General features: G+C 41.4%; 25 protein-coding genes. 8 read left to right on the top strand and 17 right to left on the bottom strand.

The window, feature by feature from the left end; all coding sequences use genetic code 11:
* Window positions 1-157 precede the first annotated feature (157 nt).
* Both FTV09_RS08680 and gshA read right to left on the bottom strand, forming a co-directional pair.
* Entirely contained in the window at window positions 158-685 is a 528-nt protein-coding gene (locus FTV09_RS08680; RefSeq protein ID WP_180058001.1) for a disulfide bond formation protein B, read from the bottom strand.
* Between the two features lie 18 nt (window positions 686-703).
* Window positions 704-2,281: a glutamate--cysteine ligase gene (gene gshA, locus FTV09_RS08675; protein ID WP_067761686.1), complete on the bottom strand. Its 1,578-nt coding sequence runs from the start codon at window positions 2,279-2,281 to the stop codon at window positions 704-706.
* A gap of 210 nt (window positions 2,282-2,491) precedes the next feature.
* On the opposite strand from gshA, the gene FTV09_RS08670 reads away from it, so the two are divergent.
* From FTV09_RS08670 to FTV09_RS08655, 4 genes are all read left to right on the top strand, one after another.
* Window positions 2,492-3,031, top strand: a complete 540-nt coding sequence (locus tag FTV09_RS08670; protein WP_180057999.1) for a DUF924 family protein — start codon at window positions 2,492-2,494, stop codon at window positions 3,029-3,031.
* 58 nt (window positions 3,032-3,089) lie between these two features.
* Complete coding sequence (locus FTV09_RS08665; RefSeq protein WP_067761690.1) at window positions 3,090-3,647, top strand: hypothetical protein; 558 nt, start codon at window positions 3,090-3,092, stop codon at window positions 3,645-3,647.
* Window positions 3,648-3,672: 25 nt separating this feature from the next.
* Complete coding sequence (locus FTV09_RS08660) at window positions 3,673-4,989, top strand: DUF445 domain-containing protein (RefSeq protein WP_180057998.1); 1,317 nt, start codon at window positions 3,673-3,675, stop codon at window positions 4,987-4,989.
* Between the two features lie 99 nt (window positions 4,990-5,088).
* A complete protein-coding gene (locus FTV09_RS08655; protein ID WP_180057996.1) occupies window positions 5,089-5,682 on the top strand; it encodes a hypothetical protein in 594 nt (197 codons plus the stop codon).
* A 94-nt stretch (window positions 5,683-5,776) separates the two neighbouring features.
* Here FTV09_RS08655 and FTV09_RS08650 read toward each other — a convergent pair whose 3' ends face one another.
* The gene (locus tag FTV09_RS08650) at window positions 5,777-6,064 is read right to left on the bottom strand and encodes a DUF2798 domain-containing protein (RefSeq protein ID WP_067761696.1); all 288 of its coding nucleotides are present in this window, start codon (window positions 6,062-6,064) and stop codon (window positions 5,777-5,779) included.
* A 178-nt stretch (window positions 6,065-6,242) separates the two neighbouring features.
* Between FTV09_RS08650 and argS the strand changes: the two genes are divergently transcribed.
* Together argS and FTV09_RS08640 are read left to right on the top strand one after the other, a co-directional pair.
* Window positions 6,243-8,033, top strand: a complete 1,791-nt coding sequence (gene argS / locus FTV09_RS08645; RefSeq protein ID WP_067761698.1) for an arginine--tRNA ligase — start codon at window positions 6,243-6,245, stop codon at window positions 8,031-8,033.
* Between the two features lie 302 nt (window positions 8,034-8,335).
* A complete protein-coding gene (locus FTV09_RS08640) occupies window positions 8,336-8,935 on the top strand; it encodes an SPOR domain-containing protein (protein ID WP_067761700.1) in 600 nt (199 codons plus the stop codon).
* A gap of 143 nt (window positions 8,936-9,078) precedes the next feature.
* Here the strand turns inward: FTV09_RS08640 and asd are convergent, their stop codons facing one another.
* From asd to FTV09_RS08615, 5 genes are all read right to left on the bottom strand, one after another.
* Window positions 9,079-9,930, bottom strand: a complete 852-nt coding sequence (gene asd / locus FTV09_RS08635; RefSeq protein WP_067761702.1) for an archaetidylserine decarboxylase — start codon at window positions 9,928-9,930, stop codon at window positions 9,079-9,081.
* On the bottom strand, window positions 9,927-10,775 hold the full coding sequence (locus FTV09_RS08630; protein ID WP_067761834.1) for a sulfurtransferase: 849 nt from the start codon (window positions 10,773-10,775) through the stop codon (window positions 9,927-9,929). The genes asd and FTV09_RS08630 overlap by 4 nt, the downstream gene beginning before the upstream one ends.
* A gap of 152 nt (window positions 10,776-10,927) precedes the next feature.
* Window positions 10,928-12,136 carry a nicotinate phosphoribosyltransferase gene (pncB, locus tag FTV09_RS08625; RefSeq protein ID WP_067761704.1) on the bottom strand — a complete coding sequence of 403 codons (1,209 nt, stop codon included), beginning with the start codon at window positions 12,134-12,136 and terminating at the stop codon, window positions 10,928-10,930.
* Between the two features lie 146 nt (window positions 12,137-12,282).
* Window positions 12,283-12,783 carry an ankyrin repeat domain-containing protein gene (locus FTV09_RS08620; protein ID WP_180057994.1) on the bottom strand — a complete coding sequence of 167 codons (501 nt, stop codon included), beginning with the start codon at window positions 12,781-12,783 and terminating at the stop codon, window positions 12,283-12,285.
* Between the two features lie 176 nt (window positions 12,784-12,959).
* Window positions 12,960-14,477, bottom strand: a complete 1,518-nt coding sequence (locus FTV09_RS08615; protein ID WP_180057992.1) for a catalase — start codon at window positions 14,475-14,477, stop codon at window positions 12,960-12,962.
* A 229-nt stretch (window positions 14,478-14,706) separates the two neighbouring features.
* On the opposite strand from FTV09_RS08615, the gene dtd reads away from it, so the two are divergent.
* The gene (dtd, locus tag FTV09_RS08610; RefSeq protein ID WP_067761711.1) at window positions 14,707-15,147 is read left to right on the top strand and encodes a D-aminoacyl-tRNA deacylase; all 441 of its coding nucleotides are present in this window, start codon (window positions 14,707-14,709) and stop codon (window positions 15,145-15,147) included.
* Between the two features lie 64 nt (window positions 15,148-15,211).
* Here dtd and FTV09_RS08605 read toward each other — a convergent pair whose 3' ends face one another.
* The 4 genes from FTV09_RS08605 to serB form a co-directional block, all read right to left on the bottom strand.
* Window positions 15,212-15,721: a hypothetical protein gene (locus FTV09_RS08605; RefSeq protein ID WP_180057990.1), complete on the bottom strand. Its 510-nt coding sequence runs from the start codon at window positions 15,719-15,721 to the stop codon at window positions 15,212-15,214.
* A 67-nt stretch (window positions 15,722-15,788) separates the two neighbouring features.
* Window positions 15,789-16,268 carry an SCP2 sterol-binding domain-containing protein gene (locus tag FTV09_RS08600; RefSeq protein ID WP_067761713.1) on the bottom strand — a complete coding sequence of 160 codons (480 nt, stop codon included), beginning with the start codon at window positions 16,266-16,268 and terminating at the stop codon, window positions 15,789-15,791.
* Window positions 16,269-16,419: 151 nt separating this feature from the next.
* A complete protein-coding gene (aciT, locus tag FTV09_RS08595; RefSeq protein ID WP_067761836.1) occupies window positions 16,420-16,752 on the bottom strand; it encodes a ciprofloxacin tolerance protein AciT in 333 nt (110 codons plus the stop codon).
* 415 nt (window positions 16,753-17,167) lie between these two features.
* Window positions 17,168-18,388 carry a phosphoserine phosphatase SerB gene (gene serB / locus FTV09_RS08590; RefSeq protein WP_180057988.1) on the bottom strand — a complete coding sequence of 407 codons (1,221 nt, stop codon included), beginning with the start codon at window positions 18,386-18,388 and terminating at the stop codon, window positions 17,168-17,170.
* Window positions 18,389-18,465: 77 nt separating this feature from the next.
* On the opposite strand from serB, the gene FTV09_RS08585 reads away from it, so the two are divergent.
* A complete protein-coding gene (locus FTV09_RS08585; protein WP_067761718.1) occupies window positions 18,466-19,719 on the top strand; it encodes a hypothetical protein in 1,254 nt (417 codons plus the stop codon).
* A gap of 53 nt (window positions 19,720-19,772) precedes the next feature.
* Here FTV09_RS08585 and ppk1 read toward each other — a convergent pair whose 3' ends face one another.
* The 5 genes from ppk1 to mhpT all read right to left on the bottom strand — a co-directional run bounded on the left by ppk1 (window position 19,773) and on the right by mhpT (window position 25,557).
* Complete coding sequence (gene ppk1, locus FTV09_RS08580) at window positions 19,773-21,836, bottom strand: polyphosphate kinase 1 (RefSeq protein ID WP_180057986.1); 2,064 nt, start codon at window positions 21,834-21,836, stop codon at window positions 19,773-19,775.
* 192 nt (window positions 21,837-22,028) lie between these two features.
* On the bottom strand, window positions 22,029-22,997 hold the full coding sequence (locus tag FTV09_RS08575) for a bile acid:sodium symporter family protein (RefSeq protein ID WP_067761723.1): 969 nt from the start codon (window positions 22,995-22,997) through the stop codon (window positions 22,029-22,031).
* A 75-nt stretch (window positions 22,998-23,072) separates the two neighbouring features.
* Window positions 23,073-23,723 carry a bifunctional nicotinamidase/pyrazinamidase gene (pncA, locus tag FTV09_RS08570; protein ID WP_180057984.1) on the bottom strand — a complete coding sequence of 217 codons (651 nt, stop codon included), beginning with the start codon at window positions 23,721-23,723 and terminating at the stop codon, window positions 23,073-23,075.
* Window positions 23,724-23,795: 72 nt separating this feature from the next.
* Entirely contained in the window at window positions 23,796-24,185 is a 390-nt protein-coding gene (locus tag FTV09_RS08565; RefSeq protein WP_180057982.1) for a hypothetical protein, read from the bottom strand.
* Window positions 24,186-24,351: 166 nt separating this feature from the next.
* Window positions 24,352-25,557, bottom strand: coding sequence for a 3-(3-hydroxy-phenyl)propionate transporter MhpT (gene mhpT / locus FTV09_RS08560; RefSeq protein ID WP_067761729.1), 1,206 nt, complete (start codon window positions 25,555-25,557; stop codon window positions 24,352-24,354).
* Window positions 25,558-25,933 lie beyond the last annotated feature (376 nt).

Here is a 25,933-nt window from a genome sequence, read left to right as displayed (position 1 = left end):
ATTTGAACAATCTAAAATATTTGTATTACCTGAAAAAAGGCAAAGGCAATGTCCGCGAGTAGTGAAAATTAAAGCACAAAAATATCCAAGAAAATGCCAGTCAATTTCTTAACTGACTGGCATTACTCAGATGAGGGCTTTTTTATGCAGCGAAAAATTAGTATTTATCGCGTAGACGTTTCACAGGTGCCGTTTGATATTTACGCAATAACTGCCACAAACTGATTAAGGCCAACACAGCAAAGAATACAAATGACCATACTGGTAGTGACTGCCCCAAGAAGGTCCAATCCACTTTGGCACATTCACCTGAACCGGTCAGCACTTGTTCGAACACAGCCTTCATCGGCAAGGTTTCAACCCAATAGTCCAATCCCGGCCCACAGCTTGGTACTTTATCCGGTGGTAAGTTTTGCAGCCAAATATGACGGGCTGCAACACCAGCTGACCATAAAATAGAGAGGCTTCCCAATAACGCATAAATACGCTTGCCAAAGTTTGACGCTGGGTTATGTAAGAAAGCAATCAAAGAAATGATCCCTAACCCAATCAGTCCCACACGTTGAAAAACACAAAGCGGACAAGGTTCTAAGCCTTGCACATGCTCCAAGAACAGTGCAAATGACATCCCAATAACGCTAGCAACAAACAACAAACCACTGACGAAGCGAAAACTCCATTTCATGGTACATCCTCTTCATTATTATCTAAAGTTTTTCAAATATTCTTCAAAGCTGATGCTGCTGTCTTGCTCAAGCTGCGCTTGTTTTTGCAAAGACTGTTCAGCTGCTTCAGCAAAATATGCGGCTGTTTCAGCACTTAATTGATGTTGTTCATACACATCTGCATGTTGCTGCGCCATAAAGCTACCAAAGCTCCATGTGCCCCCATGTTCTAAGGTATCTTCAATCATACGAGCGGACAAGGTTTCATCAACTTCATCGATGCGTGATTGCATCACATGCATGGCCTTGCTGTAAATATCTGTATTGTATGAATCATCAAGCAATTGAGCCAATGGCTGTAACTGGCTCAAATACTGTTGGCACCATTCTTCAATCGCAATTGATTGACCATTTTGCAAAATTGCAGCATTCGGCGCACGACCACGGTTCACCACTTCAGCTTGATTGAGTTCAATTTCGTTTTGTTCAGCATCCAATAAAGCAGGGCTGTCTTGCAATAAACAATATAAAGCAACCACTTCTAGCAAGCCTGCAGTATGTTCATCAATACCAATTGGGCTGTACGGGTTCACATCGACCGCACGCAATTCAACATAGCCCACACCACGATTTTGCAGCGCTTCTGATGGCGTTTCACCCGCTTCAGGCACTTGTTTAGGACGGACTAAACTGTAGTACTCATTTTCTATTTGTAGCACATGGTCATTAATCTGAATCGGTTCGCCTTGCTCATCATTTAGACCTAAATGACTAAAGGCCGCATACGGGGTATGTACCGCTTTTTGTAGACCTTCTAAATAACCTTGAATATCGTTGTAGTGGATACCGAGTTGCTTTTGAGCAGAATTTTGATAGCCGAAATTGCCCATACGTAGAGCAGTGGAATATGGTAAAAATAACGTGCCTTTCATCAAAGGCAGCAATTGGTGGTCACGCCCTGTCATAAAGCATTTACACACAGATGGACTCGCCCCCACCAAGAACATAACCAATGGCGTTAGACGAATAAAGTTACGAATCAAAGCAAAATAACGATGGCTACGATAATCCTGCAAACTTAGTGCTTTTAAGTTGTCATCCGTTTCATGCTTTTGCAAAGCTTCGAAGAAATGATCAGGGAATGAAAGATTGTAATGAACCCCTGAAATGGTTTGCATGCGGCGGCCATAGCGCACCCCTAAGCCACGGCGATACAGGGTTTTAAAACGCCCAATATTGGATGTACCATATTGTGCCAAACGAATGCTGTCTTCTTCTTTATCCAGCATACATGGCATAGAAAGTGGCCATAACTTTTCGCCATTTTCCAAATGCGCATGGGTGACGGCATGAATATCTTTCAGATAGTTTAACGCTTCTGAAATTGTTTCTTTTGGCGGAGTAATAAACTCCATTAAGGCTTCAGAATAGTCTGTCGTAATATGCGGATGCGTCAATGCCGAACCCAAGGCTTTCGGGTGATCTGCTTGCGACAAAAACCCATTGCTTTGCATGCGCAGGCTTTCACGTTCAATGCCGCGCAACATCCCTTTAATCAGCGAAGAATCCACCCAAGTCGGTAAAATATCTTGAGAGGTCGATTCGGGTTGACTCATTGCTATCTCGCTTAATGGAAGAAACTACTAAAATAAAATCATCAGTTTATATCAGTATAACGCGATTTGTAGACAGCTTCTGACGCGCTGTATAGTTAAAGTACAAACCTAGATTTTATTTTTGGCAATTTTTTATCACAAACTAACTCTATATGACATTTTAAATTTGTGATTTTATGAACAAATAAATACAAACTATGTGTAAAACTTATGAATTATCAAGATATTCTCGATTTTTGGTTTGCAGCGGAGAACCACCCGAACTGGTTCGCCAAAAGCAATAATTTTGATGTTTTAATCGAAAAAAAGTTTAAAGCACTGCATCAACAAGCTGCTCAAGCAGAGCTTTGGTCATGGCGTAACAATGCTGAAGGACGTTTGGCTGAAATTATCGTTCTCGACCAATTTTCTCGAAATTTATACCGTGATTCTCCGCTTGCTTTTGCCCAAGATGCATTGGCTTTAGCACTGGCACAGGAAACAATTAGTTTAGGACTAGATGAACATTTAACACCGGAGCAGCGCTCATTTTTATATATGCCTTTTATGCACAGTGAATCCGCAAAAATTCACCAAAGCGCGTTAGAATTATTTGAGAAGCTAGGCAATCCAATTAATTTAGATTTTGAAAAAAAACATAAAGTGATTATTGATCGTTTTGGACGTTACCCTCATCGCAATGCCGTGTTGGGGCGTAACTCAACCACCGAAGAATTGGAATTTTTAACCCAACCCAATTCAAGTTTTTAACGCTCGGCTTTTCGCCTTAGTTTCTCCCTTTGCGATGAACCGATATCAGGAGATGAACATGAATAAAATGATCATTGCCGCAGCCTTAACCACAGCACTCGGTTTGACTGGCTGTGCCACAACCCCATCAAAACCTTTGACCTTTGAACAACTCGGTCAATATTCTGCGACACCATTAAATGCGCAAAGCTACCGTATTAGCTTTCAAGCTCGCCCCAATATGAGCTATGGCACAGCAGAAGAAATTACTTTGGTCAAAGCTGCGCAAACCACACTACAAAATGGTTTCCAATATTTTAAAGTGATGGATGACCCAAGTAACCGTAGTCAAAAACCGCCAAGACAAGCGGTAATTTATCCTGACCCGATGCCTTATCCTTATGGTTATTACCGTCGCCACCCCGGATTTTGGCCAACACCGTTCTATGATGTACCACAAGTGGTGACGTTAGACCCAACCCAAGTGTCCTACAGTATCACCTGCTATAAAGATCGCGCCAAAGCACCACAAGATGCTTTTGATGCCCGTTTGATTTTGCAATCGCTCGGTGCTAAATATGGTCTAGACAGCCAAGGACATCCTTTGCCTGTTACAACTACGCCAACACAAAAATAATCAGACTGAAGAGACTTAAATATTGATGACGCCAACAGACCAGCCAAACGTTTCGCCGAGTCTACAACGCAGTAAACGCTTCGCTACGATTGCATTAGTGGTCGCAGTGCTCGCGTGGATTGCGTTGATGATCGCAGCCAAGCTTTTACCTGACTATGTTTGGCTGATTCATATTTTAATGCTTTCAGCTGAGGCTGGTGTGGTCGGTGGTTTAGCGGACTGGTATGCCATTACGGTACTGTTTCGTAATCCATTTGGTCGGATTCCAATTCCTAAATTTTTACGTGATCACACCGAAATTATTCCACGTAACAAAGCCCGAATTGCTGAATCGATGGGACGTTTCGTTCAAGAAAACTTTCTATCTCCTCAAGTGGTTCAAAAAAGTTTAAGTGAAACAGATCTATCTTTAGCTGTCGGGAAATGGCTGGCCAACCCGCACAACAATGCTCAAGTGACCCAAGTCATTCAGCAAACTGTACCGAAAATTTTTGAATTTGTCGGTCAAGAGCAAATTGGTCGTTTTATTCAAAACAACAGTGTGCAATGGGTACGAAATACTCAGGTCAATCATTTGGCCAGTGAGATGTTACGTGCTGTTTTAGAAAATGATTTCCATCAAGATGTGTTACAGCGTGGGCTCGATTTAGCCCATGATTGGGTCACACAGCATCCAGAACAAACCCGTGACCTTTCACGCCAATTGTTTAAAGAACTTGGGGTATGGAAGTTAGCTAAAGGGGCGAGTTGGATTGGCATTGATGTACAACAACGCACCATTGATTCATTGGTGAGCCGTGTCGAATCTATGTTGGCCGATCCAGAACATCCTTGGCGTCGAAAAATTGAAGAAATGGCACAGCAACTCATGCATGAGTTGGCAGACAATAAAAGTGTGGCCAGCCAACGCTTGAATAGCACCAAGGACGCTTTATTAGACAGCCCACAAATGCTTAACTTTTTAAGCGGCGCTGTTGTGATTTTATGTGATGCGATTAAATCTGATCTGCAAAAGCCGGACTCAGGTATTGCACAAAATTTAAGAGTCGCGATTCAACAAGTCGGGGAAAATATCATTTCCAATGTGGCGGTACGTCAGTTATTGAATGAAAAAATGAGCGATATTGCGGTCAATTTATCAGATCAATACAGCGAAAAAGTCATCCGTTTTATCAGTGAACGCATCCACGAATGGGATTCACGTGAAATGATTGATAAAATTGAAAATGAAGTTGGTGGTGACTTGCACATGATCCGTGTCAACGGTGTTGTGGTGGGTGGCTTCATCGGTTTAGCACTAGGGATTATTCGTGCCTGTGTGGAATGGTTACCTCTCGGATAAAACACACCTACAAGGTAAACGTGGTTCTCCGTCAATTTGAGCTTTCTACTGAGAACCGCTAGAATTAAGCTTCCAACATGTATTAGAACAATAAAAGCTATGTCCCTTCGTCCCCTTTCAGCCCTCACTTGTATTGTAATTTGCAGCAGCTTGATTGGTTGCCAAACCATTTCTAAAACCAGTAATCAAGTCAGTGACAAAGTCATGGGCATTTTTGGTAAAGAAAAAATGCCTGAAATCGACAAAAAAGGTACGGTGGATATCAGTAAAACTACGCAACAACAGCTGGAAACTTTGCTCAACACGATGACCAAAAATCAGTGGGTACTGATTGAAAATGATCAACAAGGCACCTCAACACTTAAGAATAAATCGACTGATCAATTTACGTTAAGTCTTAAACTCAACTGTAATGTAGCCAATCAACGTCCAACCTTCAACCTCACCAACGCAGAGGGACAAGTAATTTTAAAAGCCCATGACAGCAACAGCGGACAAATTCAATTCTTACTCGACAATAAAAATTACGGCAATCCTTTCGACATCAGCAATAGTACTAAATTTCAGAGCTTTAAAACTGCCATCGGACAAGCCAAAGTCATCAAGATATTTAATGCTTCTAAGCTTTATACTTTTCAAAATAATAAAGCTGAATTACTCACCAAAGCCGTTAGCTGTCGTGACACGCTTTAATCCGCAAAAAAGTCTTAATACCACAGTCCTTCAATGCAACTCGGCTAAGCCTCGCATATGTACTTCAGGCTTAGCCATTCAATCAATTGGGTTGCTATTTCTTAGGGGGAATTTGCCCTGACATATCTACCCAAAGACCCGTAAATTTACGCACAAATGGCAGGAGGGTCACCACAATAGGAAAAGCGATGGCCCAAGAAATCATCCAATTGTGAAACCATAAGGCCAAAAAGCCCTCAAACCACCCCAAATTGCGCAGCATATTAATAAATGAAATAATGCCGCTCATCAGACAAGAAAGAATAAAAGGCACAATAATCAATGCCCAACGCGCTGAGAGCTTGGGAACATTACCAAATATTTTAGGGGTTTCGTGTTGCATGCCCTCTCACCTCACATGGAAGCTTTATGCTTGAAATTCACTTATATCGGTATTTTTCGATATAAGCAATCCCCGACTTTTATCGAATATTTTTTCTTCACATAAAATGCATTCACCTAAAGGGTGTGAAATTTGCTATATTTAACGTTTTTCTGCGACGTTTATTTTTCGACTGATTATGAATACGGCAATACAAGCAGCGCTCGATCATGCAGTGCAATCCCTTCAAGCTGAAGGTGTACTCCCATCTGACTGGAACAACTCAAGCAATTTGACTCGAACTAAAGACCGAAGCCATGGTGACTTTGCGTCGAACATTGCTATGATTGCCTCTAAAGCTGCGGGTATGAAGCCACGCGATTTAGCCGAAAAAATTCTCGCAAATCTTCCTGAAGTCGCAGATATCAGCAAAGCAGAAATTGCAGGTCCTGGCTTTATCAATTTCTTTTTAAATGCAGACCAACGCTTTGCTGTGTTAGACCAAATTCAGGCTCAGAAAGATCAATTCGGTCGTACCCAAGCCAATGCTGAAAAACGCGTTCAAGTTGAATTCGTTTCTGCAAACCCAACTTCTAGCCTACACGTGGGTCATGGTCGTGGCGCAGCATACGGTATGACGGTTGCTAATCTACTTGAAGCAACGGGTGCTAAAGTTGACCGTGAATATTATGTAAACGATGCTGGCCGTCAAATGGATATTTTGGCGACTTCAACCTATTTACGTTATTTAGAATTAACAGGTCAGGAATTGGTATTCCCTAAAAATGCATACCAAGGCGACTACGTTAAAGAAATCGCGCAAAGTATTATTGATCAAGACGGCGATGCACATGTACGTCCAGTTGCGGACATCTATAAAGATGTACCAGAAGACGTTCAATATGCAGCTGAGCTTGATGCCGAAGGCAACAAAGTGGTGCTTTCTGGCGACAAAGAAAAGCATATTGATGGTTTGATTCATAATTCTCAAAACCATTTGGCTGCAGGCTACCGTGTATTCCATCAAGCTGCGCTGAAAGCCATTCTTGATGATATTAAAGATGACCTTGGTGAGTTTGGTGTGACCTTCAACCAATGGTTCAGCGAAGCAACTTTGACTGAAAAAATCGATGAAGCATTACAAATGCTGGATCAACGTGGCTTCCTTTATGAAAAAGATGGCAACATTTGGTTTAAATCGACTGAATTTGGCGATGAAAAAGACCGTGTTGTTAAACGTCGTAACGGTCAAACCACTTATTTTGCCTCAGACATCGCATATCACCTGAATAAATTACAACGTGGCTATACAGACATCATCGATATTTGGGGTTCTGACCACCACGGTTATATCGCACGTGTAAAAGCAGCCATTGATGCTCTAGGTTATGACTCTAAAAAATTAACTGTACTATTAGTTCAGTTCGTGAGCTTGTGGCGTGGCGGCGAGATGGTACAAATGTCATCTCGTTCAGGTCAGTTCGTAACTTTACGCGACCTTCGTAAAGAAGTCGGTAACGATGCTGCTCGTTTCTACTACGTGATGCGTAAATCAGAACAACACATTGACTTCGACTTAGACCTAGCTGTGTCACAAAGTAAAGACAATGCGGTGTACTACATTCAATATGCGCATGCACGTATCTGCCGTATGTTAGAAAAAGCAGTGGCAACCAATGTTCAATTCTCTGCTGAAAATGCTCGCCAGTTCGCTGCAAAACTTGAGCTTGAAGCTGAAACAGAAGTATTGGCTAAACTTGCTGCTTATCCTGAAATTGTCGTTCGTGCTGCAAACAGCTATGAACCACACCAAGTGGGTAACTACTTAAAAGAACTTGCTGCGCTGTTCCACGGTTGGTACAACGAAAATAAAGTATTGGGTGATGATGCTGAATTAACACAAGCGCGCCTATTACTTTCTGTTAACGTGCAACAAGTACTGCGCAACGGTCTTGAATTACTTGGTGTGAGTGCTCCTGAAAGCATGTAAGCAACCATTTATGTTGCGAGCACAATAGAAATTCATCGGGATCGCCCATGCACAAACACAGCGCATGGGTTTAAGCGGCATCAATTTGTATTGCGCTAAAAGAATCCTTTTTAATACAGGCTCGAAATGAGCCTGTATTTCGTTTATATTCAGCAATATGTCAGTGTCATCTTGGCTGTGCTGAAATTGTGAAAATTAAACAAATTCCTGATGACACTCATGTAATATATAACAATCAAGAATTGCTACTTTGGGCTGCCCCAAAGTGGTTCGTGACAATTAAAATTAAATGAGGTTTCCACGTGTTTGGAAAAACGCAGCGCGGTGTATCTGATCGGCCAAATAAGCCTAAAAAACCATTGATTCCAGCATGGCTAGGTACACTTGTCATCATTTTAATCGTGTTGAGTTTCTTAGTTGCGCTCATGCTTTGGAAACCTTGGGAGCCTGTGAAACCAAAAGGTCAAATTACGTCTGAACATTATCAGGAAGAAACCAATAAAGACTATCGTTTCTACGACCTGTTGCCTCAGCAACAAGTGACGCCAATTCCTGAACAAGCTGTTCCAGAAACTGAAAATAAAGAAACGGTGGTGATTGTTGATGCACCAGAACAAAAGCCAGTTGAAACCACAGAGCCTGGAATAGAAGCCACAGAAACTGCACCTGTTGCTGCAAGTTATATTCTGCAAGTGCGCAGTTATGATGATCCTGATCAAGCCGATGCACGACGTGCCGAAATTATTTTGAATGGTTTATCTGCCGATGTGATTCAAAGTAATGAAAACGGTAAAATTTGGTACCGTGTCGTGTCTGGCCCTTATGATTCACAAGAAGCCGCTGTGATTGCACAACAGACTTTACGTCATAGCAGCATCGACTCCATTGTCGTAAAACGCTAAGTGACTGAATTAAAAAAGCGCCAAATGGCGCTTTTTTTATCTCTTGTGTTTCCTACCTATTCGGAGAGGGGGCACTGCTTTTCAATGGAAAGGTCTCGAATACCTTCGTCCTAACCCTCTCAAAAGAAATAGAAATATTTATCTTACAAAGTATGCCCTAAAGCCTCACCCATCACCACCGTTGAATTGGCTTTGAAAGCCGCATCCCACTGCATTTTATTTTCTTCAAATAAAACCACAGCAGTTGAACCCAAGTAGAAACGACCAAGTTCGGCACCTTTTTCCAAGAATAAATCGTGTTGATTTAACTCTAAGCGACCTGTTGGCTTTACCTTCCCTGTTGCAACAGTTTCAATCCCTGCAACGATCATCGCGCCCACGAGTACCACAGCCATACGACCGACTTCAGTATCAAATAAGCAAACCATACGCTCATTGCGCGCAAATAAACCCTGAATGTTTTCCGCAGTGGTTTGGTTCACTGAGAACAACTCACCTGGCACATATAGAGTTTCAGTTAAGGTCCCTGCAAATGGCATATGTACGCGGTGATAATCTTTTGGTGATAGATACACAGTTGCAAATTGACCATTTTTAAAGGGTTCAGCCAATTGTGGATCTGCAATCAAATTTTCAACCGTAAATTTCTGACCTTTGGCCTGAAACACATCACCATTTTCAATTTTACCCAGTTGAGAAATTGCACCATCTGCGGGTGAAACAACACTATTGGCATTGCTGTCAATTTCACGTACACCCTCTTTTAAAGAGCGCGTGAAAAACTCATTGAATGACTTAAATTTTAAGGCATTGCTTTGTTCAGCAATCGACATATCGATGCCATACTGCGCTTTAAATGCAGTAATTACGGCATTTTTCACTACAGGATTTTCACTTGCTGCAAGCTTACCGACAATACGTGATAATTTATGCTGCGGAACAACACGCTGTGCTTGAATAAAAATTTGTTTTTTTAACTGAGATGTAAGGCTCAAGACGGCAACTCTCCGGTGATCACAGGACTATCGAGTCGGTTGCCCCACTCGCTCCACGCACCATCATAAGCTTGAATGTTCCAACCGAGTAAACGTCCCAATATATAAGCCAAGCCTGAACGATGATGAGACTGACAGTACACCACGACAGGTTCGTTTAAATTGAATCCCAATTGTTCTAAGCGTTGTTGTGTGCGTTCTAAAGGATGCAATTTTAAATGATTTTGTCGGTTTAGGGCAGTACTCCATTCGAAATGACGTGCACCTGGAATGTGACCGCCGCGTCGCGCGGCTAAACGTAGTCCGGTATATTCATCTTCGGTACGGCAATCCCATACTTGTACCTGTTGCTGCTGTACCTGTTCCAGCAGCGTCTCGTAAGTCGTTTGGTACTGTTCACGTGCTTGCACATCGACAGTCACCAATGGAGATACTGGTGCAAACTGCTCAACGTCTGATGAGGTTGGCAAGCCCGCACCTAACCACGCATGAATACCACCGTTCAGTAAACTGGTATTTTCAAAACCGAGGCAATGTAAGTTCCAAATTAAACGCCCTGCCCATGCCCCCCCTTCATCGTCATACACCACCACATGATGTTCTGGTGTGATATTCAGGTAAGCAATCAGCTGTTCTAAACCGGCCTGATCAGGCAATAGCCCCATCGCTTGTTCATCTTGGCGTACCAATAGTTTAGGTTGTACATGTAAGGCATGCGGGATATGTAATTGGTCATACACCGAACGACGACTGAGGTCAATAATCCGTAGTTTTTCGTTGCCCAAATGAGGCACTAAATCTTCTGCTTCAATCAGCAGACCAAAATTAAATGTAGATGCAGTCATCGTTTTCGTGTTGTACTTTGCCCGATTGAATTTGATCTTAGCATAAGTCATTTTCACTATTATTCTGAATTTTTGCATTCCTTTAGCAATATTTTAGATATAAAAAAGCCGAATCATTGATTCGGCTTTTTAAGTTTTATCTAAAACTGTGCTTAAGCGCTCACTTCAGAGATGTCAAAAACCTGACGTAAATAAGCCAAGAAGGTGTCGTTATCCGTCATGGTTTTACCCGGACTGTCGGAAATTTTTGCCACAGATTGACCATTACATTCAACCAACTTCAACACGATATTCAGTGCAGTTTGCCCCATATCATTGGTCAAGTTGGTGCCAATACCAAAACTCACTTGGAAACGGTCTTTAAAGTAATTGTGTAAATCCCAAGCTTTTTCAATGTTCAAGCCATCACTGAAAGTCAGCATTTTGGTTTTACTGTCAATTTTAAGCTTTTTATAGTGTGCATATGCTTTGTCACCCCATTCATATGGGTCACCACTATCATGGCGTAAACCATCAAACAATTTGGCAAAGTACAGGTCGAAATCACGTAAGAATGCATCCATTCCAACCACATCGGTCAAGGCAATACCTAAATCACCGCGGTATTCCTGTACCCATGTTTCTAGCGCAGACTTTTGGAAGTTACGTAGACGAACATCAAGCGCTTGGAACGCTTGTAGGAACTCATGCGCCATGGTACCAATTGGAGTAATGTTCAAGTCTTTGGCAATCAGAACATTACTGGTACCACGGAAAATATACGGCGAAGCCTGATTAAATTCTTCAATTACATGCTTTTGCCATGCATAACTATAACGACGACGCGTACCAAAATCAGACACCAAGAATGGTGGATCGTTTGGATTTTGCTGTGCTTCATACTGTTTCAGTAAGGCAATTTTATGCTGTAAACGGCGCTCACCTTCGGCTAAAACTTCAGGTGTACGAATACGTTGGAAATATAGTTCATTGACGATGGCTAAAACAAAGATTTCGAACATCATCGCTTGAACCATTGGGCCTTCTACCCAAATATCGAGGCGACCTTCATCATCAATACCCGCTTTAATAAAACGGCGTTTTAATTGGAATAATTCGAGATAATCAACAAAGTCACTTTTAATAAAACGTAAGCTACGTAAATAAGTCAGTTCATCTTCTTTGAATTTTAACTGGCAAAGCATGTCGAGTTGGCTGTTCAAATCATCCAAAATCTCAACCAGCGGATAAACTGTGTCGTCCAAATTACGGCAACGGAAATGATAAACGCTGTGGGTTTGAGGAAATTTGTGCAACACCACCTGAAGCATGGTGAATTTATATAGATCTGTGTCTAATAAAGAGTGAATGATTGGAGACATAAAGACTTTCAGTTTTTATCAACTCATTGCATTAAAGCATACTTTATTTGAAAAAAGCCGATTGATTTGGTTGAATTCAGTATTAATTCACTCAAATCATCGGCTTTTTCAGTATTTTTCAGCAGGATGAAAAACTTATTTTGCGGTTATTTTTTCAATAATTGCTGATATTTCTCTTCCTGACCAAACTCACGTGCAAACTGCTCTGCTGTTTTCTGCCCAGTTTGTTGCGCATTCATATCACAGTCAACTTGGCGCAATTGTTTGGCAATCGCCCACTCCAGTTTAAACATTGCACCCATCAGCGCAGTGTTGCCTTTATTGTCACGTGCGCAGCGATCTGCTCCATAGGCTAACAATGTCGTCACAATAGGTTGGTGACCATAGTAAGTCGCCATCATCAAGGGTGTGAAGCCTGAGCCATTACGTACATCCACAGGAAAGCCATTTTTTAAGAACTCATCTATCACTTCTTGATTGCCTATTTTCGCAGCCGCAAAGAATAAATTGATTAGTTCTTGTTGTGAGGCCACCTGATGACTTTCAGACGCCTGAGTCGGGGAGATATCTGCAGCAACTGTAGCCGTTGCGAATGCCGTACTCGCTGCAAAAAGACTCATAAATATTGCGTGCTTCAAAGCTTTCATGATGAACTCCAACAAGAATCAAAATTACAAAGGTGTAAAACAACGGTTTTGAAAAAACATTCAGAAAAGAGTGCCTGTAAAACTCCCCTAGGGTTGCAGGAAAGGATTTGAGTTTTACAGGACTTCTCGGTGGTGACTCCTATACCCTAGTCACCGATTTGATTGACGAATCGAAATTAGTCTTTCAATTGAGCTGCTTTCGCTTTAACAGTCGCGATATTACCGTTTACAGCCTTCGTCATACGTGTACCGTAGTCAGCATCTGCTTTGTAGAAGTAAGACAACATGATGTGTTTCGTTTCTGAATCTTTAACGTTGCCTAAGTCAGCTGCTAAATTCATGATTAAGTTGTCTTTTTCTTTAGCAGTGTATGAACGGTAAAGTTCACCCGCTTGCTTGAAGTTTTGCTCTTTCACAGCACGTTGTTGAACTGTGCCAGAAAGTGGAGTTTCTACCGCACGTGCTTTAGCAGTCGCAGGTTTTGGCTCAATACGGCTTGGTTCGTAGTTCACGTTAGATGAAGTACCGCCAACGTTCATGTAGCCATCTTGGTTGTTGTTGTTCACATTAACCACTGGACGGTTTACAGGAATTTGTTGGTGGTTCGCACCCAAACGGTACATTTGAGTATCTGAGTAAGAGAAGATACGACCTTGTAATAGACGGTCTTCTGATGGCTCGATACCTGGTACTAAGTTACCTGGAGCCAATGCCACTTGTTCCGTTTCTTGGAAGAAGTTTTTCGGCATACGGTTAAGTGTCAACGTACCCACTTTAGTTTCTGGAACTAGGTTAGTTGGCCAGATTTTAGTTGGATCTAGTGGATCGAAGTCAAACTTACCAAGGTCTTTAGGATCCATAACTTGGATGTAAAGATCCCATTTAGGGAAGTTACCCGCGTTGATGTTTTTGTACAAATCGTTAGTCAAGTGGTTGAAGTCTTTACCTTGTAACTCACCCGCTTCTTTAACGTTCAGACCTTTCACGCCTTGTTTAGAGCGGAAGTTGAACTTCACGTATTTGTATTCGCCTTTATCGTTGTACAGTTTGAATGCGTGTACACCGAAGCCGTCTTGTTCACGGTAGCTAGTTGGAACACCTAGGTTACCATACACATAAGTCAACATGTTGGTTGCCCATGGTTGGCTAGACAAAAAGTCAAATACGCGGTTCGCGTCTTGAACGTTGTCAATTGGGCTTGGCTTCATTGCGTGAATGAAGTCAGGGAATTTGATTGCATCACGGATGAAGAATACTGGAGTTTGGTTACCCACTAAATCCCAGTTACCTTCTTGAGTGTAGAACTTGATCGCGAAACCGTGCGGGTCACGTAGAGTTTCTGGCGAATGTTTACCGTGAATTACTGTAGAGAAACGTAGGAATACAGGAGTTTTAGTCCCTGCTTTGAACAATGAAGCTACTGTTAGATCAGATAAATCTTTAGTTGCTACGAACTCACCGTAAGCACCTGTACCACGTGCGTGTACAACACGCTCAGGAATACGCTCACGACCAAAACGCTGTAATTTTTGTACTAATTGCACATCTTGAAGCAATACAGAACCGTTAGGACCTGCTGTAATTGAGTTTTGGTTGTCACCTACAGGTGCACCGTTGTCTTTAGTTAACGCCGCAGCTTGAGTCGCAGCTGTAGCTGTTGCAAGCATTGCAACCAGCAAAGAACGCTTAAACATGGTCTATCTCTCTAAATTAAATACCTTTCCTGCACCGCTAAAGATACGGATATTCTTTATAGAGATAAAACAGATAATATTCATTATTTCAATCGCATATTCAGATTATTAAATATTAACCATTTATTTTTCAATTAATTAAGATCAAAAAAACATCAGTTCTGATTAAACAAAAGCTGAGCTTTGCTACAATCATTGTCCTCTTTATCTGAACTATTTGGACCTATATATGCGTGCCTTGTTACAACGAGTTCTTGAAGCCAAAGTCGTGGTCGATGGTCAAGTGACCGGTGAAATCAATCACGGTATTTTGGTTTTTTTGGGACTTGGTAAAGATGATAATTTTGAGAAAGGCAAAAAGCTGATTGATAAGATTTTGAAATATCGTTTTTTTGATGATGAACAAGGCAAAATGGGATGGAATGTGAGCCAAGCAGATGGTGGCTTGTTATTGGTTTCTCAATTTACGCTCATGGCACAGACGCAAAAAGGTTTACGTCCTGATTTTGGCCCAGCTATGCCGCCAAGCGAAGCAAAAGCCCTCTATGAACAATTGGTCGACTATGCAAAATCACAATTTAAAAATGTACAGACAGGCATTTTTGCAGCGGATATGAAAGTACATTTAGTTAATGATGGGCCGGTCACTTTTAATTTAGAAATTGAATAAAAACGAAGTAATAAAAAAGCCCTCAGTTGAGGGCTTTTTTATTACTTAAATTAAATCTCAGCTTTTACAGCGTTGTAATTAATTTTGCGCGTTGCATCATATCTACTGGAATATCTTTCACAAGCATAACTGTTAATGATTGCTCATTTTTCTGTGCAGCAGTTGTTTGATTCGCATCTAATACCGCATTTACATCAGACGGATTCAATGTATACATTGCACCCGTTGCTGGATCAACAATTAACAAACCAATAAGTCCGCCAAAAATAATATTAGCGACATACCAACCATTTACCGTTCCTGTTACCTGTACAGTCTTTGTTTGATAGCCATCTTTTTTAAATGTCACCTCATAAGCTGCAGGTTTAAAGTATCCAGTGCCACGTTTTAAAGTAACAGTTGCAGGTGTGATGCCAGTATGTACTTTTTCTCCAGCTTTATTTGTAATCGAAATCGATGCTTCATCTGGCACTGACTTAAACGTTAAAGTTTGAGTTGACCCCGAAATAATGCTTGCACAACCTGTCATTGTTAATGATGCGGCAATTAAACCCGATGTAATTAATTTTTTCATAAAAATACCCCCTAAAAAGCGGAGGTATTCTTACCAAAAAAGCTTTAAATTTCAATGAAAATTAAATTTATTTACCGGTTTTCTCTTTAATAAATGCACGTGCCAGTTTGATTTTTTCTTTCACTGGTTTTGGCAGCTTAGGTGGAATCAATTTGGCAACTTGGTTAAACCAAACCAATAGGCCAAAATCACCTTCCATTTTAATACTGCCATTTTGCATACCTGTCATAAATGCAGTTGGATCGCCTTTCATTAGCGTTTTCACACCCTGCTCACTGTCTGCAAACTGTAAAACGAAATCAGCCTTTTCCGCATCACCAGCAACCGTGTCAATCTGACCATTATTTACAATAATTTGACGTGCTAGCCCCAAGTCCGTACCAATTTGTATACGGAACTGACGTTCATGCACCAATTCAATAAATTTTGGGCTAGTACGTGCTAACTGTTTCATACGAAGAGCCAGACCTGCCACGAGTAAGTCTAATGGATCTGTACTGACATCAACCAAAGGAAGTTTTACGACAGGAATGGATGATAGTTTCATGACTTGAAGCCTATTGTAATTGTTGGAAAATTGACTGGCTTCATCCTACCATAACTTCGGTTTTCAGAAGTAAGCCTTTGTATCTCTATACTCACTGATGAGTTCATAAAAAATGCGCCCTTGGGCGCATTTTGTTTTGTTATTTTTTAAATTAACGACTAGAGCACTGCTGTTCTTCATCATAGACCGGTGTATGTTCAATACATTGGCGTTTTGCTAATGCGCGTTCAGCACGACGATCTTCACGTAATAACACCAAAGTGAAGACCACCATAGCTGCCATTAGCGCTGTTAAATAACTATAGGTCACAGGCAATTCGAACATGGTTTGTGTGCCATAACGAATCACTTCAATCAGCCCCCACACCAGCATCCCCGCTAGCATAAAACCCAACCAGCGACGATAAGGCGAGAAGAAAACAGCAATCACAGCAGCCGATACCAAGCTCAGGCCAACGATGGTTGCTAAATTCGCTGTTAACATAAAAACCTCCGTCATGTGACAGGTGACATCTCTTGTTGTGACAGGATGCTGACCTGTCTCACTACTGTGTATTCAGTAAATAGATTTGGTCGATCTCAATCTCTTGCAAGCATTATGCTGAGTTTTTTGCATAAAAAAAGTCTGTATTTTTGTCCTTGCGACACACCTTGTCGCAACATTATTTTGTCATTACATTTTTTCTTTTTAGATAATTTCTGGAACAATGATGACATCTCGTCTCGCGTGTCATTACAAAAAAAATCATGCTTTTTTGCCTAAATAAATTAATTTTTCGAATGCTGTTAATCGTTGTTTTTATCAACAATTTTTATTTACCACTCATCGGACAGCGACTTGAATTGGCATAAAAAAACGCAGCAAGAATGCTGCGTTTAAAATATCAAACCAAACTTATTTAAGCACGGTTTAAATCTTTATCATGTACACCCAATAGGTAAAGCACCCCATCTAAGCCAACACTTGAAATGGCTTGATTGGCATTTTGGCGTACCAATGGCTTAGCACGGAACGCCACGCCAAGACCTGCCAATGACAACATTGGTAAGTCATTGGCACCATCACCCACAGCAATGGCTTGCTCCAGTGAAATTCCCATTTCTTCAGCAATTTGAGTCAATAAAAATGCTTTACGTGCACCATCCACAATGTGGCCTTTTACTTCACCTGTCACCACACCATCTTGCACATCAAGCACATTGGCGTGCACTTCATCAATGCCGAGTTTAGCTTGAAGATATTCAGCAAAATATTGGAAGCCACCCGACAAAATGGCGGTGCGGTAACCCAATGCTTTCAAAGTTGAAATTAAGCGTTCAGCACCTTCGGTCACGGTTAGACGTTCAGCAATTTTTGGCAGTACAGATGCATCCATACCTTTAAGTAACGCCACACGTGCACGGAAGCTGGCTTGGAAGTCCAATTCACCTTGCATTGCACGCTCAGTGATTTCAGCCACTTGCGCACCCACGCCTGCTTCAATGGCAAGTTCATCAATGACTTCTTGCTCAATTAAGGTAGAGTCCATGTCGAAACAAACCAAACGGCGGTTACGACGGTAAGCATTGTCTTCCTGAACTGCTACGTCTACGCCCAATTCAGTAGACAGACGTAAGCAAGCAGCACGCATTGCGGTTGCATCTAACATTTGCCCTTTCAGACCAAACTGAACACAGGCACGTTTCGGCCCCTCAACAGCTCCCTCTAACTCAGGACGACCCGATAAACGGGTCACAGTTTCAATATTGAAGCCTTGGCTCGACACAATATTTGTAACTGCCTGTAAATGAGAAGCCTGCAATTCTGGCGCAAGTGCCGTCACAATATAGCGTGTACGGCCTCCCTCATTTACCCATTGTTGATATTCTGTTGTAGAGATTGGTTTAAAGCGCACTGTTAAGCCAATATCATGTGCTAAAATCAACATTTCCTTCATGGCTAATGCTGTCGCAGTCTGATCTTCCGACGAAACAACAATACCTAAAGTCAGCTGATTATGGATGACTGCTTGTCCAACATCTAAAATCTGTAAGGAATGAGCGGACAGAACCTGCATTAATCGTGTAAATTGATTAGGTTGGTCAGGTCCTAAAAATGATATAAGAATGATTTCTCGCATGAATTGACTCGGGTCTGAGCTACAACTATTGTAAGAATCATAATCGAAATTGAATAGAATTGCCTTGGAAGTTTACGTTGAATGCGCCTAGACAAGGGCTATTTGCTAGCCTATTAGTAGTTTGTTTCGCTTTACATACCTTTTTATTGGTATTGGCAACAACCCACCAACTGAACGAAAACCGTGCCAGTCAGGGACAGCTCATGACCACTCAATTGGTCACAGACAGTTTATCTGAGTTGGAACCTGCCAATACTGTGTCTTTAGCATTATTGGCTGATCGCTATGCGACAAATCCGAGTGTTGCATCTATTCGGATCTTAAATGCCAACAATCAAGTATTAGCAACCGGTGGTTTGACCAAAACCCGTGATGGCGAAATATTTGTTCGTGATGCTCTACAAAATGAGAAAAAAGTCGGCACCGTTGAAATTACCCTGATTAAACCAAGCATTGGTGAGATTCTACGTACCCAATGGGCAGCGATTCTATTTTCATTGTTCTTACACGGTTTATTATGGTTAGCCTATCGTGCTATTGCCCGTCCAAGCCGTACAGAATATTTGGCGCGCATTAACAACGTATCTCGTTTGAAACATGAAATTCAAACATTGACCCAAGCATTAGAGCAAGAAAAGCATAATGCTGCCGTTGCGATTGCGCAGGCGCAGCAAAATGCGCAAGCCAAGGCCAAACATAAAGAAATTAAACCTGTGGTACTCGATAGCAATAGCTTGGCATTGAATATTCAATTTTATGATCCGAAACAATTGCTCGATACGGTCAATAAAACTGTTTCTGTGCCATATTTTAATTTGTGTCAAATTTTCTTAAATAAAGCCACCGAACTGTGTTTGCAACACTACAAACTTAACAGTTCAGACATTAGCACCGTGCACAAATTTGATGAGCATGGCGCAACCATCAGCATGACCGCTGATACACCTGATGCGTTACGTTGCTTGACGATGATCAGTGCTGTGTTCCAATTATTGTCTGATGTTTTATATAAGCGCTACCGTGAAGAAAAGCGTTTCGTACTGCAAACTCGCAGTGCAATTTCAAGCTCAGTGGAGGCGATGCAGCTTTCTTCTGTTCAAGCGGCCGAGCGTTTGGTACAACAATTATCTGCTAAAGAAAGTGCGATGCATGTGCCAACCACATTATTAAAAGACATTGCCGATCACTTCCAGTTGGTCAGCTTGCCAAATCCAACTAATGTACTCACTCGACACGCCTTTATTATCAATGGTATGGACAGTGATGCAGCCGAATTGGCACAAAGTTTCCGTACTGAAATTTTAAAGTCGAAGCAATCGAAAGCTTCTTAATTCTACTGAATAAAAAAATCCCGCCTAAGGCGGGATTTTTTTATTCAACGGGCTTAAACCGTTGAAGCTTTTTGTTCTATCAAATAACGCTGCGCACTGTGCACCGCTTCATTTTCAACACCATTTACTTTGAACCACTGCCCGTCCGATTGTAATTCCCAAGCATTTTGATTGTCTTGTAAATAATTCAACAAACCATCTTTAATAATGCGTTTTTTCAAACGACCGTCCACAATTGGAAAACACGTTTCTACCCGAGAAAATAGGTTACGCCCCATCCAGTCCGCACTAGCACAGTACAAACGCTTTTCTCCACCCTGCTCAAAATAATACACCCGCGTATGTTCTAAGAAACGCCCTACCACTGAACGAACATGAATATTTTCAGATAAATCCTTAACCTGTGGGATCAAGCAACAAATTGAACGTACGATTAAATCGACCTGCACACCTGCTTGAGAAGCACGATATAAAGCAGCGATCAATTGTGGCTCAGTCAAAGCATTGACCTTAATGATAATTCGCGCAGATTGACCCACTTTGGCACAGTCAATTTCCTGTTCAATTAACTTGAGCAATTCGATGTGTAAAGTAAAAGGTGCGTGTAACAAGGCTTTTAATTTGGCCATTTTGCCCATGCCCGTCAGCTCTTGGAACATTCGGTGTACGTCTTCACAAATATCTGGCTGCGTGGTCATCAAGCCATAATCCGTGTACATGCGAGCATTGCCAGCATGATAGTTTCCAGTGCCTAAATGGACATAGCGTAGTAGCTGATTATTTTCTCGGCGAACGATTAAAATCATTTTGGCGTGGGTCTTATATCCCACTATGCCATATACCACGACAGCACCAGCTTCTTGCAGAATATTCGCCACGGTAATATTTGATTCTTCATCGAAACGCGCACGCAGTTCAATGACAGCCGTTACTTCCTTACCATTACGAGCCGCTTCGGCAAGCACTTGTACAATTTCAGAATCAGGGCCACTGCGGTATAAAGTTTGTTTAATCGCCAAAACTTTTGGATCTTTCGCCGCTTCACGCAATAAATTAATCACAGGCTGAAATGAATCAAAAGGATGATGCAAAAGCACATCTTGCGACTTGAGCACATCAAACATACCAGTTTGCTTACGTAAAACTTTGGGTATCACTGGCGTATAGATTGGATATTTTAGCTCTGGGCGTTTAAAACTAGTGCTTAAACGCGATAAATTAATTGGACCATCAATGCGATAAAGTTCGTTGGGGGTCAAATCAAATTCATTCAGCAAATAATCAATAATAGTTTGTGGGCAATCATCTTCAATTTCGAGGCGCACAGCGCGACCAAAGCGTCGTGACGATAATTCATCTTTCAATGCCACGGCTAAATCATCGACATCTTCAGCCAAAACCAAATCGGCATTCCGCGTCACACGAAAGGCATAACAGCCTTTGGCTTTCATACCCGGAAATAGTTCATTGATATGCTGTTGAATAATTGCAGTCAAAAAGATTTGCGTATCGGTATTTCCCGCAACATCAGCCGGCATGTGAATGAGTCGGGGCAAGGAACGCGGTGCTGGCACAATCGCCATCTCAATTGCACGGCCAAAGGCATCTTTGCCTTCAAGACTGACAATAAAATTTAAGCTTTTATTAACTAACCGAGGAAATGGATGCGATGGATCTAAGCTGATTGGCGTCAGGACAGGCTGCACTTCTTTACTAAAATACTGACTAATCCATGGCTTATGCTTTTCTAATATATCTTGGAACTGAATAAAGCGAATGCCTTGTGCTTGCAGAGCTGGAAGAATCGCATGATTTAGCACATTGTATTGCTGCTGTACTGTTTGATGGATGATCTCAGACAATTCATCCAAAATCACTTCAGTTGGGATTGCATCTGGTGTACGCGCTATGGCATTCAAATCACGTTGTTTCATCAATCCTGCAATACGAATTTCAAAAAATTCATCCAAATTTCGTGAAAAAATAATGAGAAAATTCAACCGTTCTAATAAAGGTAATTGATCATCTAATGCTTGTGCCAAAACCCGACGATGAAAGGCCAAAAGCGATAATTCACGATTAAAATAGGTTTCAGATGAATGCTGAAAATGTTCCATACCCTCTCAATGCTGCTTAAAACAGTCTATATAAAGTGTTTAGCCGGCATGTTAGGCAGCAGTTATGACATTTATGTTACAAAGCTTAGGATTAGGCTAAAAACCTTTAGATTGATTGTTTTACTCCATTCATCTTCATATAAAAAAATAAAAAAGGAGAGCGATGCTCTCCTTTTCATTTTGAAATACGTTTTAACGTGAATCTGTCGGTTGAGAGGTTTTAGATGGCTCTTCGCTACGACTGGCCCAATAGGTTGCCAAAGCAGGCCCTGAAATATTATGCCATAGGCTGAAAATCGCACTTGGAACTGCGGTCAAAGGTGATGCAGCAAAATGGGTCGCAGCCAAAGCCACACCCAAACCTGAGTTTTGCATACCGACTTCAATCGATACGGCTTTACAGTCAGCATAAGGCAATTTAAACAAGCGGCTGGCCCAAAAGCCCAATAAATAACCCAAACCGTTATGCAAAGCCACCACAGCTAAAATCAATAGACCAGACTCTAAAATCTGCACCCGACTGCCAGCAATAATCGCAGCCACAATCGCAACGATCGCCACCACTGAAATTAAAGGCATGACCTGAATATAGGCTTCAACTTTGCTTTTAAAAATGGTGCGAATAATTAAACCAACAATGATCGGGAACAACACCACTTGTAAAATTGATACCAACATCGACATGGCATTAATTTCAATCCACTGACTCGCCAACAGGTAAAAAATAGCAGGGGTCAAAATCGGAGCAAGTAATGTTGAAACTGACGTACATGCCACCGAAAGCGCCGTATTGCCCTTCGCCATATAAGTGATGACATTAGAAGCCGTTCCCCCAGGGCAACATCCCACCAAAATCACCCCAATCGCAATCTCCGTCGGTAATTGCAATAATTTACACAGTGCAAAAGCTAAACCTGGCATCACGATGAATTGTGCTAATACCCCTATCACCACTGCTTTCGGGCTTTGTAATACACTTTTAAAATCACCTAGCGTCATGGTCATGCCCATACCAAGCATGATGATACCTAACATCCATGGAATATAGGCTTTTAGCCATACAAATAAGTCTGGTAGCAACATGGCTATGCCAGCAAACAACAAGACCCACAGCGCAAAAGTCTTTTGAATAAATTGTGTGAATTTTAAGAAAGCCGACATTGTCATCTTCCATTGGTAGGGGAAATTAAAAAAGGCACCTCATTGTGCCTTTTCTTAGAATATTACTGGAACACCTTAGGTCAAAGATACGGCCTGAGCATGTTGCTGCGCAATATCTTTCAGGTAAATACGTTTTACCCCTTTGGCTAACATCTCCTGCCAAGCGTGTTGTAATGAACCTTGCAAATCAATACCTTTGGTTAAGTCAGCAATGACATAAGTTTCAAAACCTAATTTACATGCATCCATCGCCGTCCACGCTACACAAAAGTCTGTTGCAATACCGACTACAAAAACTGTGTCGATACCGCGCTCACGTAAATATCCGGCCAGTCCTGTTGAGGTCTGTTGATCAGCTTCCATAAATGCAGAATAGCTATCAATGTGTTGATGAAAACCTTTTCGAATGACCAATTGTGCACTCGGTAAATTTAAATCTGGATGTAGCTCTGCATCTTTTGTGCCTTGTACACAATGTGCTGGCCAAAGCACCTGTGTGCCATAGCTCAGCTCAATACTGTCATAAGGTGCATGACCCTGATGATTTTCAGCAAAGGAAATATGATCGGCTGGATGCCAGTCCTGCGTTAATACAATATTCTTGAAATACTGCCCGAGCTGATTAATCCCCGGAATAATTTGGTCTGCATGTGCAACCGCCAAATTCCCCCCGGGGGTAAAACCATTTTGTACATCGACAACAATCAGTGCGGTATTTTTCTGCATAATTTCAATCCATTCCAATGCATAAAATGCGTAAAGCCAAGCTGGCTGTATTCAAAATTTAAGTTGTAGTATTTAGTCTAACGCATAAAAATAAAATGACTGCCCATCCTGACAATAACGATACTTCGGCAAATGTTGTATTAATTGCCGCGCAAATCGTGGGTAAATTCGGGCTTTACGTGCAGTCGAAGCATGAAAATAAAAATAGCGAGGTTGCTGACGCTGAATATAATTGACTAAATGCTCGCGTGTCTGCTGCATCACCGCAAAAGCATTTATATTTTCCGACACATCTTCATAAGTTGGCTCATCAGCAAAGGCGAGCCATGCGTTACGCTGTGGTTGTTGCGTACTGCGCTTAAATACTTGTTTGAGTTCGAGTGTAAATTCATATTGATATAGCTTTAAACTAAATTCACGTTGATCCACTTTAAATTGTGCAACCAATTTCTTTTCAAACATAGCACCTCAATTTTATTTATTCGTCTTCTTTTTTCGACTTATTATTTCATTTTTTAAAACTGTTTTATCAATGAGTTTGCTTTATCAGGTCTTAAATTGTCGCAATAAAAAAACCCGCTTAGTAGCGGGTTCTTTATGGACTTATCGGTTTAACCGAAAGTTGATCTTATGCTGGAATTCGACGTACCAATACCAACATGAAGATTGCAGAGATAATAATACAAGGAATTGCTGCTGAAATTACACCCGCTGCGCCAAAGCCTGCTGCTAGTAATTGACCTGCAATCGCTGGGCCCATCATTGCGCCAACACGACCAACAGCTGAAGCAACACCTACACCTGTACCACGTAATTGTGTTGGGTAAACAATACCACCAAACGCATACAGTACACCTTGACAGCCAATTACGAATGCACCAACCAATGCTGCGGCCATGTACATTTGCGTTAATGAACCCGCACCATTTAAAGCAAATAGACCACCTAAAATACCGCCGTACATCAACAAAATAACATAGGCTTTTTTCCAACGGTCAGTCAGCATACCCAGAATCACTGTACCCACTGTCGCGCTCATCATGAAGTAGAACTGCGCAGTCGCACCATCTTTACGTGTGAAACCAAGCTCAGTAAACAATGATGGTAACCAGCTCAACATGATGTAAACCACCATCAATGTAAAGAAGTAACTTGTCCATAAGCACAGCGTGCGTAAACGGTTTTCAGCATCAAATAGGTTCTTAAATGCGCCTTGTTGTACTGGTGTTTCAGCTTGTTGTGCTTGATCTTTAGCTTTCAAGAATTCACGTGATTCAGGCAAGAAGAAAATCATTAACGGAATAACGATAATTGGTAATAAACCGCCTAAATAGAAAATATTTTTCCAGTTCGCACCAAACTCAGTCATCGCAACCAGTGACAAAATTGCTGCACCGACAGGCATACCGCAATACATCAAACCTACGGCACGACCACGATTTTGTGGACTTACAGCTTCTGATGCCAAAGTAATTAGAATTGGCATAGCTGCACCTAAACCTGCACCTGCAAGGAAACGCACAGCTAAAAGGCTATGGAAACTATTTACCCATACAGTACATAGGGTAAAAATAGCAAACATTGCCGTTGACCAAATCAGTACTTTTTTACGACCAATACGATCGGCAATTCGGCCACCCACGAGTGCCCCTGGCAATAGACCTAAAATACCCGCACTAAAGAAGACACCGAGCTGCGAGCTATCCAGCCCGAAATATTCACGAATCCCTGCAGCTGCAATTCCGGCAGCTTGAATATCTAGACCTTCGATTACGGCAATGAGGAAACAGATCGCTACCGTGACAATCGCGTGCTTGTTATCTGACTTTTCCATTGGAGAATCCTTGTTGTCATCAGCTTAAATAAAGGCGCATCATGGCTGAGCGCTATAGATGACATAACTACCAATAAGTTGAAGCTTTTTGTCGGAATTCCAATTACGTGCAAGTTCTAATAGTTTTGTACTTTAATTTACAAAGTCGTAAAAACAATTACAGCGCGGTAAAAAATATGCAGAGTTGATATTTTCAATAGTTATAACAAGAAAAGATTTCAACCATTTAGAAAAGAACGCATATTTCTATTAGATAAAAAAAAGATTATTACCCAAGTTTTTAACAATGATTTCAGATAACTCAATACACCATAAATATAGCTTTTAAATCTTTAGTCATTGTTTTTTAATCTTAAATCTTGAGCAAAAAACACGG

It is taken from the genome of Acinetobacter sp. YH12227 (genome assembly GCF_013417785.1).
Lineage (GTDB): Bacteria > Pseudomonadota > Gammaproteobacteria > Pseudomonadales > Moraxellaceae > Acinetobacter > Acinetobacter gandensis.
The sequence above is the reverse complement of the archived record's forward strand: the minus strand, read 5'-3'. Positions and strand labels throughout refer to the sequence as shown.

Bases quoted from the DNA above. Each gene is read 5' to 3' on its own strand.
- FTV09_RS08680 (WP_180058001.1), bottom strand. From the start codon at position 685: ATGAAATGGAGTTTTCGCTTCGTCAGTGGTTTGTTGTTTGTTGCTAGC.
- gshA (WP_067761686.1), bottom strand. From the start codon at position 2,281: ATGAGTCAACCCGAATCGACCTCTCAAGATATTTTACCGACTTGGGTG.
- FTV09_RS08670 (WP_180057999.1), top strand. From the start codon at position 2,492: ATGAATTATCAAGATATTCTCGATTTTTGGTTTGCAGCGGAGAACCAC.
- FTV09_RS08665 (WP_067761690.1), top strand. From the start codon at position 3,090: ATGAATAAAATGATCATTGCCGCAGCCTTAACCACAGCACTCGGTTTG.
- FTV09_RS08660 (WP_180057998.1), top strand. From the start codon at position 3,673: ATGACGCCAACAGACCAGCCAAACGTTTCGCCGAGTCTACAACGCAGT.
- FTV09_RS08655 (WP_180057996.1), top strand. From the start codon at position 5,089: ATGTCCCTTCGTCCCCTTTCAGCCCTCACTTGTATTGTAATTTGCAGC.
- FTV09_RS08650 (WP_067761696.1), bottom strand. From the start codon at position 6,064: ATGCAACACGAAACCCCTAAAATATTTGGTAATGTTCCCAAGCTCTCA.
- argS (WP_067761698.1), top strand. From the start codon at position 6,243: ATGAATACGGCAATACAAGCAGCGCTCGATCATGCAGTGCAATCCCTT.
- FTV09_RS08630 (WP_067761834.1), bottom strand. From the start codon at position 10,775: ATGACTGCATCTACATTTAATTTTGGTCTGCTGATTGAAGCAGAAGAT.
- pncB (WP_067761704.1), bottom strand. From the start codon at position 12,136: ATGTCTCCAATCATTCACTCTTTATTAGACACAGATCTATATAAATTC.
- FTV09_RS08620 (WP_180057994.1), bottom strand. From the start codon at position 12,783: ATGAAAGCTTTGAAGCACGCAATATTTATGAGTCTTTTTGCAGCGAGT.
- FTV09_RS08615 (WP_180057992.1), bottom strand. From the start codon at position 14,477: ATGTTTAAGCGTTCTTTGCTGGTTGCAATGCTTGCAACAGCTACAGCT.
- dtd (WP_067761711.1), top strand. From the start codon at position 14,707: ATGCGTGCCTTGTTACAACGAGTTCTTGAAGCCAAAGTCGTGGTCGAT.
- FTV09_RS08605 (WP_180057990.1), bottom strand. From the start codon at position 15,721: ATGAAAAAATTAATTACATCGGGTTTAATTGCCGCATCATTAACAATG.
- FTV09_RS08600 (WP_067761713.1), bottom strand. From the start codon at position 16,268: ATGAAACTATCATCCATTCCTGTCGTAAAACTTCCTTTGGTTGATGTC.
- aciT (WP_067761836.1), bottom strand. From the start codon at position 16,752: ATGTTAACAGCGAATTTAGCAACCATCGTTGGCCTGAGCTTGGTATCG.
- serB (WP_180057988.1), bottom strand. From the start codon at position 18,388: ATGCGAGAAATCATTCTTATATCATTTTTAGGACCTGACCAACCTAAT.
- ppk1 (WP_180057986.1), bottom strand. From the start codon at position 21,836: ATGGAACATTTTCAGCATTCATCTGAAACCTATTTTAATCGTGAATTA.
- FTV09_RS08575 (WP_067761723.1), bottom strand. From the start codon at position 22,997: ATGTCGGCTTTCTTAAAATTCACACAATTTATTCAAAAGACTTTTGCG.
- pncA (WP_180057984.1), bottom strand. From the start codon at position 23,723: ATGCAGAAAAATACCGCACTGATTGTTGTCGATGTACAAAATGGTTTT.
- FTV09_RS08565 (WP_180057982.1), bottom strand. From the start codon at position 24,185: ATGTTTGAAAAGAAATTGGTTGCACAATTTAAAGTGGATCAACGTGAA.
- mhpT (WP_067761729.1), bottom strand. From the start codon at position 25,557: ATGGAAAAGTCAGATAACAAGCACGCGATTGTCACGGTAGCGATCTGT.